The following is a 14,610-nucleotide window of genomic DNA, read 5'->3' on the forward strand; positions in this document are numbered from 1 at the left end:
CCCGCCTCCGAGGTGCGGGTCGGCCCGTCAACCCTCGAGGAGCGCCTGCCCCCAGTAGGCACCGTCGGCGAGCCCCGGCGGGACCGCGAACACCGCCGATCCGGTGTGGTCGATGTACTCCATCATCTTGTCCCGGCGGGCCAGGGCACTCTGCATGGGCACGAACTGCCGGTGCGGGTCGCGCATGAAGGCCACGAAGAAGAGCCCGGCGTTGAGGTGACCCAGCCCGTCGCTGCCGTCGACGAAGTTGTAGCCGCGACGCAGGATCCGTGCCCCGCCGTTGTTCTGCGCCGAGGCGAGGCGGATGTGCGCGTCCTCGCCGATCGCGGAGCCGGGGCCCAGGTTCGGCGGGTCGAACTCCTGGGCCTGGCCGATCGGTGCGCCCTCGCCCTTCGTGCGCCCGGTGAGCGACTCCTGCTCCGTCAGCGAGGTGCGGTCCCAGGTCTCGACGTGCATGCGGATCCGGCGCGCGACGAGGTAGGTGCCGCCCGCCATCCAGGCCGGCCCCTGTGTCGGCGGGACCCAGACGTGCTGGTCGAGCAGGGCGCTGTCCTCGGCCTTGAGGTTGTTGGTGCCGTCCTTGAAGCCGAAGAGGTTGCGGTGGGTCTCCTGGGCGGTCGAGGTGGACGACGTCCGCCCGAACCCGAGCTGCGACCAGCGCACCGAGGTCGTGCCGAATCCGGTGCGCACGAGGTTGCGGACCGCGTGCACCGCGACCTGGGGATCGTTCGCGCACGCCTGGAGGCACAGGTCACCGCCCGAGAACGCGGGGTCGAGCTGGTCCTGCTGGAACGGCGGCAGCTCCGCGAGCTCGGGCGGGCGGGCGACGCCGAGCTTGTCCAGCAGGCTGCCGCCGATGCCGAGCGTGATCGTCAGGGCGGAGGCCGGCAGGCCCAGCGCCTCGCCGGTGTCGGCGGGCGGGGCCTCCGGGTTCCGGTTCACCGCCCCGCCGGGCGCGGCCTCGGCGCCGGCGGTCATGCGCTCGGCCGCCGACGTCCAGCGCCGCAGGAGGCTCACGAGCGCGAGCCGGTCGACGGTCGTGAGGTCGAGCGCGACGAAGTGCAGGCGGTCCTGCGCCGCCGTGACGATCCCGGCCTGGTGCGGTCCGCGGAACGGCACGACGCCGCTCGACGGGTCGGGGGCCGGGTCGGGGCGGCCGGCGGCGTACCCGGCGACCGCCCCCGCGCCGGCGAGGGCGGCCCCGGCGCCGGTCCAGCCCAGTAGCCGGCGGCGCGACACACCCCGGCCGCCCGGGGATCCGTCACCGCCGGTCGGCGGGCCACCGCCGCCGGGGTCGTCCGGCGGCGGGCCGGTCGGGTCGGCGGGCGGTGCTCCCGGCGCCTCCGGGGCGGTCGGGGCCACCCCGGCCGCCCCGTTCCCGGCGGCCGGGGTGGTGGTCCCGGTCCTGCCCTGCGTCATGCCGTCACGAGACCTGCGACCTGGCTGACGGGCTCACCGAGGGCGTCGATCACCTGCGTCATGCGCTGCTTGTCCTGCTCGGTGAGCGTCGGGTACAGGCGGTACCCGTCGCCCTCGCGGTACTGGTCGAGCAGCCGGTCGACATCCGCGAACCGAGCGTCGAGCGTGGGCCCGAGCGCGGGGTCGCGCTGGTCGATGGTCTGCCGCAGGGCCGCGACCGCGGCCTGCGAGCCGTCCACGTTGGCGCGGAAGTCCCACAGGTCGGTGCCCGAGTAGCGGTCCTCCTCGCCGGTGATCTTGCCGGTGGCGACCTCGTCGAGCAGCTCCTTCGCGCCGTTGGCCAGCTGCACCGGGGTCAGCGCGACGGCAGCCGCACGCGTCTTCAGGTCGTTCAGGTCGGCCATCAGCCGGTCGCCCATCGCCGCCGAGTCGGGCTGCAGGCCGGTGACCCACAGGTCCTTCTCGAGGCGGTGGTACCCGGTCCACGGCACGCCCGGGTCGCGCTCGTCGTCCTCGCGGCCGTCGACGCGCGGGTCGATGTCGCCGAAGGACTCGGCGACCGGCTCGACGCGCTCCCAGTAGGTCCGCGACACCGGGTAGAGCGTCTTGGCGGTGTTCACGTCGCCGCGCTTGATCGCGTCGACGAACTCCTGCGTGCGCGCGACGCCCGCGTCGATCTGCGAGTTCGTGTAGCGCTGGTAGCCCGCGACGGCGGCCGCGAGCGACGCGTCCTGGTCCGCCGAGCCCGGCACGCTGCCGGTGACGGTGAACGGCGCGCGGATGCCGTCGCCGACCATGCCCGGCTTGCACGCGGTCGTGTACTGCCCGCCCTGGGGGACCTCGACGATCAGCTGGCGGGACAGCCCCGGACCGATGTTCTCGACCTCGCCGATGATCCGGTCGCCCGTGCCGTAGAGGTAGAACTCCGTGACCTTGGTGCCGGTGTTCTGCACCGAGAACGTCACGTTGCCCGCGGGGGCCTCCGTCGCCGACACCTCGCACGCGGTGTCGGACGCGCGGACCTGGATCGGGCCACCGGGACCACCTTGCTGGGGCGCGGTGCTCGTGCAGGCGGTGAGCGCGCTGAGAGCGATCATCGTCACGGCCGCTCCGGCGGTGACGAGGGATCTGCGGGACATCGTTCTCCTCCGTGGGGCGCGCGCATCGGTGCACGCGGGGGTCGTGCCGGGGGTCGGGGTCGGGACGGGTCAGGCCGGCGTGTCCGCCGTGTCGTCGGTCGTGCCCCCGGCGGTGCCGCCGGCCCGGTCGGGCACGGCCTTCCGCCGGGGTCGGCGCAGGAAGAGGGTCAGCACGATCGCGACGTAGAGGACCCACACCACGGCCTCGAGGACGGTGGTCTGCGGGGAGAAGTTGAAGACGCCCTTGAGCAGGGTGCCGTACCAGGAGTCGGCGGGGACCGCGGCGCTGACGTCGAAGGCCAGCGTGGTCAGGCCGGGCAGGATGCCGGCCTCCTGCAGGTCGTGGACCCCGTAGGCGAGGATGCCGGCGGCCACGAAGACCAGCAGGACGCCGGTGACGGTGAAGAACTTGCCGAGGTTGAGCTTCACGGCGCCGCGGTAGATCAGGTAGGCGAGGACGACCGCCACCGCGATGCCGAGCAGGAACCCGATCAGCGGGCCGGTGGTCTCGCCCGCCGCCTGGGCCGCGGCGAAGAAGAAGACGGCCGTCTCGAGCCCCTCGCGCCCGACCGCCAGCGCGGCCATGACGACGACCGCCACCGAGCCCATCGCGATCGCCTTCTCCAGGCCGCCCTCGAGCTCGGTGGCGATGGTGCGGCCCACGCGGCGCATCCAGAAGATCATCCAGGTGACGAAGCCGACGGCGACGATCGACAGGGAGCCGCCGAGCGCCTCCTGCGCCTCGAAGGTCAGGGCCTGCTGCGACAGGGTCAGCGCCAGGGTCACGCCGACGCTGACGGCGATCGCGAGGCCGACCCCCAGCCACACCCGGGGCAGCTCGCGCCGCCGGTCGGTGCGGACCAGGAACGCCACGAGGATGCTGACGACGAGGGAGGCCTCGAGGCCCTCGCGCAGCCCGATCAGGGCGTTGCCCAGCATGGCGTCCTCTCAGCCGGAATTCAGGTGACCCTCACCTTGCGTGAGGTGAGGCTAGCCTGACGCTGTCGACGGAGGGAAGGGACGGACGGCCCGACCTGGTGTGATCACGGTCGGTGAACGAAAAGTCCGTTTCGCGACGTTCTCAGGTGCCGGGCGGCGCGTCCCAGTGCCGCCGCCAGGCGTCGGCATCGAGTGCGGCGGGGTCCTCCCCGGCGGCGCGGGCCGCGTCCTCGGCGGCCCGGACCCGCCGCGCCAGCTCCGCGGCCGCGGCGCGCAGGTCGCCCTCGGGGTCGCCGGTGGCCGACGCGGCGGTGTCGGCGACGTCGGCGAAGAGCCGGTCGTCCGACGCGCCCGCGAGCAGGTCGTCGGGCACGCCGGCCCGGCGCGCCCGCGACAGGTACTTGGCGACGAGCGCGGCGGCGGGCTGCGCGGTCGCGACACCGTCGAGCGCCGACGCCCGCCGCTTCTCGACCGCCTTGAGCTCCTCCCAGCGGACCTGCTGCTCATCGGCCCCGGTGATCGTCTCGCCGTCGCCGAAGACGTGCGGGTGGCGGCTCACGAGCTTGGCCACCAGCTCCCCCGCGACGGCGTCGATCCCGAACGGGTCGGCGGCGTCCTCCTGGGCGATCCGGGCGTGGAAGAGCACCTGGAGCAGAACGTCGCCGAGCTCCTCGCGCACGGCGTCCCGGTCGCCGGCGGCGACCGCGTCGTAGAGCTCGTAGGTCTCCTCGACGAGGTAGCGCAGCAGCGAGTCCGGCGTCTGGGCGGCGTCCCACGGGCACCCGCCCGGCGAGCGCAGCCGGTCCATGACGCGCACCGCCTCGAGCAGCTCGGTCCCCGGCGGCGCGCCGGCGTGCCCGGGCACCAGCTCGACGACGGCGCCGTCGACGCTCGGCGTCCCGGGGCCCACGGCTCCCAGGTCGCGCGCGAAGGCCGCCGCGACGGCCTCGGGGAGGTCCGGGTGCAGCCGGACCTGGTCGGCGGCGGCGACGGTGCGCACCGCCCCGGCGGGCAGGACCGCGCCGAGGCGCGGGTCGACGGTGATGCGCTCGGTCACGGGGTCTGGCTGCGCACCGGGGTGATGACGCCCGCGGCCGCCGGGTTCTCGACGACGTCGAGCTGGGTCGGGTCCCACGCGCCGTAGCGGGGGCTGACCGTCACCCCGAGCTCGAGCGCGAGCGGCTGGAGCTGGCGCAGCCCGAACCCGAACATCGTGTTCTCGTCGACCGCGGCCGCCGCCGTCACGCCCGGTCCGGGCGGCGCGGCGTCGAGGTTGCGCCGGCTGACGTGGATGACGGTCCACGGGCCCTGCGCCGGGTCCTGGCCGCTCGACTGGGAGCCCCCGCCCGGCGTGATCGACACGGTGCCCGCGGGGAGCCCGAACAGCACCGACGACGCCGACGACTGCAGGCCCGCGCCCTGGTCCTGGCCCGGGCGCACCGTCACCCCGCTCGCACCCTGCCCCCCGGACGCGGCGGCGAACAGGCGCGGCGCCTGCGACGGGTCGGCGGCGACCTGCCGGGCGAGCGCCTCGGCCGACGCGCGGTCCGGCACCGCCGTGAAGTCGATGGTGACCTGGAGCCGGTCGAACACCCGCCGGCCGATCTCGCCGGCGGCGATCTGGTCGCCGACGAGCTGGCGGATCGTCGCCGGGTCGAACCCGCTGCCGGCGGCCGCGGCCTCCGCCCCACCGGCCCGTGCCAGCGCGGCGTCCACCTGCTGGGGCGTCACCAAGATGCCGTCGCGGCGCGACTGCTCGGCGATCAGCTCGTGGAGGACCCGCACCGTCACCAGCCGCCGCGACTCCTGCGCGAGCAGCTGCGGCGGGATCGGCGCCCCCGGGGCGACGCCCTGCGCGGCGCCCTGCTGGTCGACCGCGACCCGCAGATCGGGCACCGCGGTCCGCAGCCCGGACTGGATCTGGTCGACGGTGATCACCTGGTCGCCGACGATCGCCGCCGCCCCGACCTGGCTCGGGCCCGTGCCGCACCCGGCGAGCGCTCCCAGACCCAGGAGACCCACCACGACCGACGCGACCAGCGGCAACAGGCGACGCACGGCGTCACCTTCTCACCCGCCCGGCCCACGCCCGCAGGCCGCCCTGGCCGACGCACGGTCCCGTGCGCCGCCGCCCGCGCGGCGACCTCAGCCCGCCGCCACCGGCGCCGGGAAGAGCTGGGTGAACAGCTGCTCGCACCACGCCAGGAGAGCGAGGTCGCGCAGGGGCGGGGCGCCCATGCGCACCGGCCCCTTGCCGTCCGCCCCCTCGACGGGCCGGGGCAGCGACAGGGTGCGCGAGGCCGCCTTGTACTGCGCCCGCGGGTGCAGGCGCTTGACCCGCATCTGCGCCGACTCGGGCAGGTCGACCGGCGCGAGACGGATCTGGTTGCCCTGCCCCGCGACCTCGGTGATCCCGTGCCGCCGGCACGCCTGGCGGAACGCCGCGACGGCCAGGAGGTTGGTGACGGGCGTCGGCGGCTCGCCGTAGCGGTCGACCAGCTCCTCGCGCACCGCGTCGAGCGCGTCCGCGTCCGCGGCCTCGGCGATCTTGCGGTAGACGTCGAGGCGCAGGCGCTCGGTGTCGACGTAGTCGTGCGGCACGTGGGCGTCGATCGGGAGGTCGACGCGCACCTCCGCGAGCGGCTCCTCGCCGCCGTCGACGTCGGTGTGCGCCTTGAACGCCTCGACGGCCTCGCCGACGAGGCGGACGTAGAGGTCGAAGCCGACGCCCGCGATGTGGCCGGACTGCTCGGCGCCGAGGATGTTGCCCGCGCCGCGGATCTCGAGGTCCTTCATCGCCACGGCCGTGCCCGCCCCGAGCTCGGAGTGCTGGGCGACGGTGGCGAGGCGGTCGTGCGCGGTCTCGGTGAGCGGCTGGTCGGCCGGGTAGAGGAAGTACGCGTACCCCCGCTCGCGGCCACGACCCACGCGCCCGCGCAGCTGGTGGAGCTGGGAGAGCCCGAGGGTGTCGGCGCGCTCGACGATCAGGGTGTTGGCGTTGGAGATGTCCAGGCCGTTCTCGACGATCGTCGTGCACACCAGGACGTCGTGCTCACGCTCCCAGAACTCGTTGACGGTGCGCTCGAGGCGCTCCTCGGCCATCTGCCCGTGGGCGGTGGCGATGCGCGCCTCGGGCACGAGCCTGCGCAGCTTCGCGGCCGCGTCGTCGATCGACTGCACGCGGTTGTGGATGTAGAAGACCTGGCCGTCGCGCAGCAGCTCGCGCCGCACGGCCGCGGCGACCTGCTTCTCGTCGTAGGCGCCGACATAGGTCAGCGTCGGGTGCCGCTCCTCGGGCGGGGTGAGGATCGTCGACATCTCGCGGATGCCGGCCAGGCTCATCTCCAGGGTGCGCGGGATGGGCGTCGCCGACATCGACAGCACGTCGACGTGCGCGCGCAGCCCCGTGATGTGCTCCTTGGCCTCGACGCCGAAGCGCTGCTCCTCGTCGATGACCACCAGGCCGAGGTCCTTCCAGGACACGCCGGTCTGCAGCAGGCGATGGGTACCGACGACGATGTCGACGCTGCCGTCGGCGAGGCCGCGGACCGTCGCGTCGGCCTCCTTGCCCGGGGTGAAGCGCGAGAGCCCCTTCACCGTGATCGGGAAGTTGCGCATCCGGTCGGTGAACGTCTGCAGGTGCTGCTGGGCGAGCAGCGTGGTCGGCACCAGTACCGCGACCTGCTTGCCGTCCTGCACGGCCTTGAACGCCGCCCGCACCGCGATCTCGGTCTTGCCGTAGCCGACGTCGCCGGAGATCACGCGGTCCATCGGGACCGCCTTCTCCATGTCGGCCTTGACCTCGTCGATCGCCGACGCCTGGTCGGGCGTCTCGGTGAACGGGAACGCGTCCTCCATCTCCCGCTGCCACGGGGTGTCGAGCGCGAAGGCGTGACCGGGCGCCGCCTGCCGCGCGGCGTAGAGCTGCACCAGCGAGGCCGCGATGTCGCGCACGGCCTTGCGCGCCTTCGACTTGGTCTTCGACCAGTCCGACCCGCCCAGCTTGTTCAGCGTCGGCAGCTCGCCGCCGACGTAGCGGCTGACCTGGTCGAGCTGGTCGGTGGGGACGAACAGCCGGTCGCTGGCCTGCCCGCGCTTCGAGCTCGCGTACTCGAGCACCAGGTACTCGCGCGTGGTGCGCGCCGGGCCGGTGCCGGTGGTCCGCTGCGTCATCTCGACGAACTTGCCGATGCCGTGCTGCGCGTGGACCACGTAGTCGCCGGGCTGCAGCGTCAGGGGGTCGACCGCGTTGCGCCGCTTGACCGGGGCGCGCTTGACGGTGCCCTCGGTGCCCGGGCGGGTGCCGGTGAGGTCGGCCTCGGTGACGATCACCAGGGACGTCGAGCCTGCGGTGACGCCGTCGGCGAGCGAGCCGCGCGTGATCGTGACGACGCCCGGCTCCGGCGCCGCGAGCAGGCCCTCGTCGGCGAGCTGCACCGGGACCTCGTGCTCGCGCAGCTGCTCGGCCGCGCGCTGGGCGGTGCCCGCGGCCGGCACGACGAGGACGCCGACGCCGCCGGCCGCGGCGAGCGCGCGCAGGTCGGCCGCCGCGCGGGGGATGTCGCCGCGGTAGGACTCGACCGCGGTGAACCCGGGCCGGATCACCCGCGCCCCGTCCCGGGTGTGGGAGTCGTCCTCCACGTCCGGGTCGGTCGCCAGCGACGACAGGGTCCACCAGGGTCGCCCCGCCTTGGCCGCGACGGCGCGCACGTCGCCGAGGTCGCGGTAGGCCGAGGCGCCGAGGTCGATGGGGGCGCGCCCGTCGGTGCCGTCGGCGGCGGCGAGCCAGGAGGCCTCGAGGAACTCCTGGCCGGTGCGCACGAGGTCCGCGGCCCGGGTGAGCACCCGCTCGGGGTGGCAGATCAGCACGTGCCCGCCGGAGGGCAGCAGCTCGGGCAGCAGCTCCAGCTCCGCGGCCTCGCCCTCCCCGTCGAGCAGTGCGGGGATCAGCGACTCCATGCCCTCGGTGGGCACGCCCTCGGAGACCCGGGTGAGCAGCTCGCCGAGCGCCTTGTCGCCGGTGTGCTCGGCGGCGAGCTCGGCGGCCCGGGCGCGCACGCGCCGGGTGAGCAGCAGCTCGCGGCACGGCGGGGCGACGACCTCGGCGGGCCGGGCGTCGGGGCCGTCGCCGGGCAGCGAGCGCTGGTCGGCGACGGAGAAGCAGCGCAGCTCGGAGACCTCGTCGCCCCAGAACTCGACGCGCACCGGCGCGGCGGCCGTGGGCGGGAAGAGGTCGACGATGCCGCCGCGCACCGCGAACTCCCCGCGCTTCTCGACCATCTCCACGCGCGCGTACGCGAGGTCGACCAGCCGCTCGGTGAGCGCCTCGAGCTCGTACTCGGTGCCCTCGATCAGACGCACCGGCTCGAGGTCGCCCAGGCCGGGCACGACGGGCTGGATGAGGCTCCGCGTGGCCGTGACGACCACGCGCAGCGGCGTGTCCGGGGTGTCGTCGGCCTCGGGGTGGGCCAGCCGGCGCAGCACCGCGACCCGCCGCCCGACGGTGTCCGCGCGCGGGGAGAGCCGCTCGTGGGGCAGCGTCTCCCAGCTCGGCAGGTAGGCGACGGCCTCGGCGGTGAGCAGCTCGCCGATCGCTCCGGCCAGCTCCTCGGCCTCGCGCTCGGTGGCGGTGACGACGAGGACAGGGGCACCCGCGCCGCCGGCCTCGTCGGCAGGGTCGCCGGGCTCCGCCGCGAGCGCGGCGGCGAGGAACGGCCGCAGACCCGTGGGCCCCTCGACCGCGGCGTCGCGGCCGGCGGCCGTGACCACCTCGCGCAGGCCCGGGTCGGCGAGCACCGACGGGAGGAGATCACCGAGAGGAGCGGCGGACGGGGCGGAGTGCGGCACGACAGCAGGCGCGGCGGGCGACAACGCGGAGGGACCCTTCGACGGACCGTCGGGCACGCCGGGAGGAGCGGGCGCACCGGGGATGACTCCAGGATACGTGCGCACCCCGACAGCGGACGTCGGGCACCGGGATGACGCGGACCACCCGGGGCACCGGGGGCCGCCGGGAGCCGAGCGCGCGGGGGGTGGAGGCGCCGGCGCCCCGCCACCGGCGACCTCCGGCCCCGCGGCGTCCGTGCGTGCCCCCCGGAATCGCACGGGCGCCCCGACGCCGTGGAAAAAGTACCGTGCGGTCCGTTCGCGGACAACTTCACGGTCGGTTCACTCCGGGGCCCGTCGCCCGGGCACCGCGGGTTCGGCGGCGATCACGGCCGGTGACCTGCGACGGGGTCCCACCGGGACCGGACGCGGCACCCGGCATCATCGTCCCCCGTGACCCCGAGCCGACCGAGCCGTCAGCCCCGACCGAGCCCGGCACGCGCCCTGCTGGCCCTCGCGGCGCTGCTGACGCTGGCCCTCACCGCGTGCGGTGAGCGCACCGAGGGAACATCCGCCGCCCCGAGCAACGGGGCCGGTGCCGGTGGGAGCCCCCGCGCCGCCACCCCCGCCCCCACGACCACCGCCCCGTCCGGCACCGGGCTGCGCGTGGAGACCGTCGCCGCGGGCTTCGACCACCCGTGGGACATCGCGTTCATCGGCGGCGACCGCTTCCTCGTGACCCAGCGCGACGGCACGTTGTCGCTGGTCACGGGTCTCGGACCGGGTGCGCGGGTCGCGCCCGTCGCGGCCGATCTCGGCGACGTCTACGCCCGCGGCGAGGGCGGCCTGCTGGGCATCGCCGCCGCGCCGGACGTCGCGACGTCCGGGACGTTCGTGACGTGCCAGGACCACCAGGAGGGCGGCCGACCGGTCGACATCCGCCTCGTGACCTGGCGCCTGTCCCCCGACGGCACGCGCGCCGACCGTGTGCGCGACCCGCTCGTGGGCGGCCTCCCGATCAACCCGTCGGGCCGACACTCGGGCTGCCGGCCGACCTTCGACCAGGACGGGATGCTGCTCGTCGGCACCGGCGACACCGCGCGGGCCACGATCGCCCAGGACCGCGGTTCCCTCGGCGGCAAGGTCCTGCGGATCGACCCGGCCACGGGCGGGCCCGCGCCGGGCAACCCGTTCGCCGCGTCGGGCAGCGCCGCGGAGCGGCTCATCGTCGGCTACGGCCACCGCAACGTGCAGGGCGTGGCCGTCCAGCCCGGGACGGGGCGCGCGTGGAGCGCCGAGCACGGGCCCGACGTCGACGACGAGATCAACGTCGTCGTGCCCGGCCGCAACTACGGGTGGGATCCCGCCCAGGGCGGCGAGAACCCCGGCGGCTACGACGAGTCGGTGCCCATGACCGACCTCGACCGCTACCCGGACGCGGTCCCGGCCGCCTGGAGCTCCGGCGACCCGACCGAGGCGATCAGCGGCCTGGCCTTCCTCGACGGCCCCGCCTGGGGTGACATGGCCGGGATGCTCGCCGTGAGCGCGCTCAAGGGCGAGAAGCTCTACCTCATGCGTCCCGGCACCGGCGCCGACGAGAACCGCATCGTCGAGGTCCGCGTCCCGCCCGAGCTCGACGGCGCGTTCGGGCGTCTGCGCGGCGCGCGCCTCGGGCCCGACGGCGCCCTGTACCTGACCAGCGACACCGGGTCCGACGACGTCATCCTGCGCGTGACGCGGGCGTGACCGACCGGTCCGGTCCCGAGCGGCCCCCGCACGGCGGTCGCCCGGGTCCCCCGCGGGGGCCCGCCGGACCGCCGCCAGGCTCCTCGTCCGGACCACCGCCCGGATCACCTCAGGGACCGCCGCGCCGACCGCCGCACGGACCCACCCCGGGACCGGGCCACGGGTCCGGCCGCCCCGGGGGTCCCGGTCCTCCCGTCCCGCCCGGTCGCCCGGCACCGGCCGGGACGCCGCGCCGGGCACCCGAACCGGGTGGTCGCGGGCCGCACCACGGTCCCGACGGGCGCTGGAGCCTGCCCGGTCCGACCCAGGCCCTGCCCCGGGCCCCGCAGGAGCCGGCGCCCGCGCTCGGTGGCGCCCCGCCGCGCGACCGGCCGCCGCGGCCCCGCGGGCGGCTGCGGTCCCTCCGCACCCTCCGCGCCCCCGGCCCCGGCGCCCTCGGTGCCGCGCTGGTGCTGGGGCTCGGCGCCGCGGTCGTCACGTTCTCCGACCGGCTCGGCATCGACGACCGGACGCCGTTCGTCCAGACGATCGCGTTCCGCCCGCAGCTCGCGGCCGGTCTCGTCGTCCTGGCGGTGCTGATCGGGGTGCTCGCCCGGCACGCGTGGCCGACCGCGGTGGCGCTCGGGCTCGTCGGCGTCGTCGGGCTGGGCATCGTCGCGCCGCGGGCGGTGGGGTCCGCCGAGGCCGGGGCGACGGGCGGGCCCGAGCTCACCGTCCTCACCGCCAGCGCCTACGTCAGCCGGGCGGACCCGGAGGCCCTCGCCGCGCTCATCCGCACGCGCACGCCCGACGTCGTCGTGCTGCCCGAGGCCCGCGGCACGCTGCGCAACCGCCTGCAGCAGGCGCTGGTCGACGAGTCGGGCGGAGACCAGGGCGTCAGCGGCTACCGCGCCTTCGCCGCCGACGCGCCGAGCGACGACAGCGCCATGACCGTCTTCGTGCGCCGCAGTCTCGGGCGCCCGACGGCCACGCCGAACCGCGACACCGAGTTCCCGTCGCTCATCGTCGACCTGCCCGACGTCGACGGCCGGGCGGTACGTCTGGTCGCCACGCACCCGCAGTCACCCAAGCCGGGCGACACCTACGCGTGGAGCCGCGACGTCGCCGCCCTGTCGCGCTGGTGCACGGGCGACCGGCCGACGGTGGTGGCCGGGGACCTCAACGCCACCCTCGACCACGCCGAGCTGCGCGACGCCACCACGGGGTGCACGGACGCGGCGAGCGACGTCGGGGAGGGCCTCACGGGGACCTGGCCGTCCGCGCTGCCCACGGTGTTCGGGGCGCAGATCGACCACGTGCTGGTCTCGGGGGGACCGCAGGCCCGCGACGTCGAGGTCGTCGACGTCGCGGGCAGCGACCACCGCGGGGTCCTCGCCCGCGTCGGGCTGGGCTGACCCGGGACCGGTCGCGCGGACCGGCCCCGGGCGCCGGGTCAGTGCTGCCGCATCCTCGGGTCCGGCACGCGCGGCGCGCTGATGGTGCGGCGCGGGTACGCCACCGCGCCGACGCCCGGCCTGCGGGCGGGCGGGTCCACGCGGCGCTGGGCCGGCATGCCCGGTGCGTGCTCGTCCTCGAGCCCCCGCTGCCACGCCTCCTCGAGCGCCGACCGCGCGCCGTCGCGCACCGTGCCGAGCATCTCGTGCATCGACACCGCGAGCGGGCGTGGGACCAGCGGCGAGTCCGCCAGCCGCACCAGCGGCCCGAGCCGCGCCACCGCGTCCTGGAACATCGCCGAGGCCGCCACCGGGCCGTCGGGTGGCTGGGCGACGATCCGGTCGCCCAGGGCCGCCTGCCACTGGCGGACCCGGTCGGCGAACGCCGCCGAGAGCCGCTCGAGCAGCCGCGCCTCCACGTAGGAGCCGAAGCCCCCGCGGACCGGTCCAAGCCCCTCGGTCGGCGGGTCCTCGCCCCGCCGGAAGGCCTCCAGCCAACTGACCCAGGCGGCGTATCCGCCGCGTGCCGGTGCGCTCACCGGTGTCCTCCCCGGCATCGCCCCTGCTGGGGGTGTGTCGTCCTCACGTCAACCGCCTTCTCACTGCCGGTCGTGCCCGGGGTGTCCGGACGAGCCGGTCGTGGCGTCGGGCGCGCCCCTGCGCCCAGGTACGGCCCGGAAGTCGCTCGGGGGACGACGGGTGTTTCGCGATTCGTCCAGATCCTTTCATGTTCGCCCGCCTGGCCCAGTGGCGTCACTCGACCCGGCACCTCGCCTGGACCCGGACGAGGGCGCGCACCGGCACGAGCCGCACGTTCGGCAGGCACCGAGGCCTCGCGGCGGTGCGCAGCGTGCCGCTCGCGCCGGCGGGGCCGGTGGGGCCGATGGGATCAATGGCGCCGGGACGGTCGAGAACGCGCGCGGGTTCGGCAGCGAGGGCGTCCCCCACTGCGTGGGGCGCACCGGAGGACGCCCTCGCTCCGCTCCGGCGTGCTGATCCGGCTCAGGCGCGGATGACGAGGGTCTTCGCGGCCATGTCGCCGACCCGCTGGTGGCGCTCCGAGGTCGACATGACGATCAGTCCCACGATGCCGGCGACGAGCCCGTCGACGATGAACAGCAACCAGCGAACCACGCACTGGCCGAGGCTCGGGACGCCGCCGTCCTCCTCGCGCACGATGCGGAGGTTCAGCCAGCCCATGGCCGGCGTCTGGCCCTGGTGGGTCGACGGCCAGTAGGCGTGGACGACGAACGCCGAGGCGAGCGCGACGACGAAGACGAGCAGGTAGCCGACGAGGATGACCGCGGCGAGGCCGGACTCGCTGCCCGCCGAGGCGCCGGCGATCGCGCCCACGACGAAGACCAGGATGATCGTCGGCACCGCCGACAGCAGCCCGTCGAGGATGTACTGCCCGACGCGGGAGCCGACGACGTCGGTCGGGTCGCCCGCGCCGCCGTAGCCGGGAGCGCCGTACCCGGGCTGGCCGTAGGCCGGCTGGCCGTACTGCTGGCCGTACGCGGGCGGCTGCCCGTACCCCGCCTGGCCCGGCTGCCCGTACTGCTGCCCGTAGCCGGGCTGGCCGTACGGCTGTCCGTACTGCTGGCCGGGCTGCTGGCCGTATCCCGGTTGCCCGTACCCCGGCTGTTCCGGCTGACCGTACGGCTGCCCGTACCCCGGCTGGCCGGGCTGCTGCCCGTACGCCGGCTGGCCGTACTGCTGGCCGTGGTCCTGCTGGCCGTACTGCTGGCCGTACTGGCCGTAGCCCTGCTGTCCCGGCGCGCCGTAGGGCTGTCCGGCCTGGGACGGATCGTGGCCGCCCTGGGCGTCCGCGCCGGACGCCGCCTCACCGAATCCGGACTGCTGCCGATACCCACCCGGGGGCGGACCGAATCCCGATTGCTGCTGGTAACCGTCGGGGTTGCTCACGCTCTGTACTCCTGCGGTCGTCGACGAGGGCGTTCCGCACCCCGATGGCTGCTGTCCGTGACACCCGACCGGACCACGAGCGAGGTCCGAGCCGGTCGGTCGACCGGCCGGGTCGGATCTCCCCCCGACCCACTGGGCTCATGGGGCGGCAGCATGCCACCGCGCGGTCACCGAGGGCACTA

Annotated in this window: 10 protein-coding genes; 2 read left to right on the forward strand and 8 right to left on the reverse strand. The window is 75.6% G+C overall.

What is annotated here, in order from left to right:
• Nucleotides 1–27 precede the first annotated feature (27 nt).
• The 6 genes from efeB to mfd form a co-directional block, all read right to left on the reverse strand.
• Nucleotides 28–1,419, reverse strand: a complete 1,392-nt coding sequence (efeB, locus tag ACR9E3_RS30920) for an iron uptake transporter deferrochelatase/peroxidase subunit (protein WP_460384823.1) — start codon at nt 1,417–1,419, stop codon at nt 28–30.
• On the reverse strand, nt 1,416–2,558 hold the full coding sequence (gene efeO / locus ACR9E3_RS30925; protein ID WP_460384824.1) for an iron uptake system protein EfeO: 1,143 nt from the start codon (nt 2,556–2,558) through the stop codon (nt 1,416–1,418). Before efeO ends, efeB begins: the two co-directional genes overlap by 4 nt.
• Nucleotides 2,559–2,627: 69 nt before the next feature.
• Entirely contained in the window at nt 2,628–3,497 is an 870-nt protein-coding gene (efeU, locus tag ACR9E3_RS30930; RefSeq protein ID WP_460384825.1) for an iron uptake transporter permease EfeU, read from the reverse strand.
• A 142-nt stretch (nt 3,498–3,639) separates the two neighbouring features.
• Entirely contained in the window at nt 3,640–4,554 is a 915-nt protein-coding gene (locus ACR9E3_RS30935) for a nucleoside triphosphate pyrophosphohydrolase (RefSeq protein ID WP_460384826.1), read from the reverse strand.
• Nucleotides 4,551–5,555, reverse strand: a complete 1,005-nt coding sequence (locus ACR9E3_RS30940) for a hypothetical protein (RefSeq protein ID WP_460384827.1) — start codon at nt 5,553–5,555, stop codon at nt 4,551–4,553. The genes ACR9E3_RS30935 and ACR9E3_RS30940 overlap by 4 nt, the downstream gene beginning before the upstream one ends.
• A gap of 87 nt (nt 5,556–5,642) precedes the next feature.
• On the reverse strand, nt 5,643–9,293 hold the full coding sequence (gene mfd, locus ACR9E3_RS30945; protein ID WP_460384828.1) for a transcription-repair coupling factor: 3,651 nt from the start codon (nt 9,291–9,293) through the stop codon (nt 5,643–5,645).
• A 483-nt stretch (nt 9,294–9,776) separates the two neighbouring features.
• Here mfd and ACR9E3_RS30950 point away from each other — a divergent pair, with 483 nt between their 5' ends.
• Nucleotides 9,777–11,069: a PQQ-dependent sugar dehydrogenase gene (locus ACR9E3_RS30950; protein WP_460384830.1), complete on the forward strand. Its 1,293-nt coding sequence runs from the start codon at nt 9,777–9,779 to the stop codon at nt 11,067–11,069.
• A gap of 449 nt (nt 11,070–11,518) precedes the next feature.
• A complete protein-coding gene (locus ACR9E3_RS30955; RefSeq protein WP_460384831.1) occupies nt 11,519–12,463 on the forward strand; it encodes an endonuclease/exonuclease/phosphatase family protein in 945 nt (314 codons plus the stop codon).
• Nucleotides 12,464–12,501: 38 nt separating this feature from the next.
• On the opposite strand, the gene ACR9E3_RS30960 is transcribed toward ACR9E3_RS30955, so the two are convergent.
• Nucleotides 12,502–13,041 (reverse strand): hypothetical protein, encoded by a 540-nt coding sequence (locus tag ACR9E3_RS30960; protein ID WP_460384832.1) that lies wholly within the window; start codon nt 13,039–13,041, stop codon nt 12,502–12,504.
• Between the two features lie 463 nt (nt 13,042–13,504).
• Entirely contained in the window at nt 13,505–14,428 is a 924-nt protein-coding gene (locus tag ACR9E3_RS30965) for an RDD family protein (RefSeq protein WP_460384833.1), read from the reverse strand.
• Between the last annotated feature and the right edge of the window lie 182 nt (nt 14,429–14,610).

Source organism: Actinomycetospora sp. C-140, assembly GCF_054796175.1.

Excerpts from the sequence above, each read along its gene's own strand:
- efeB (WP_460384823.1), bottom strand. The coding sequence starts at position 1,419 with ATGACGCAGGGCAGGACCGGGACCACCACCCCGGCCGCCGGGAACGGG.
- efeO (WP_460384824.1), bottom strand. The coding sequence starts at position 2,558 with ATGTCCCGCAGATCCCTCGTCACCGCCGGAGCGGCCGTGACGATGATC.
- efeU (WP_460384825.1), bottom strand. The coding sequence starts at position 3,497 with ATGCTGGGCAACGCCCTGATCGGGCTGCGCGAGGGCCTCGAGGCCTCC.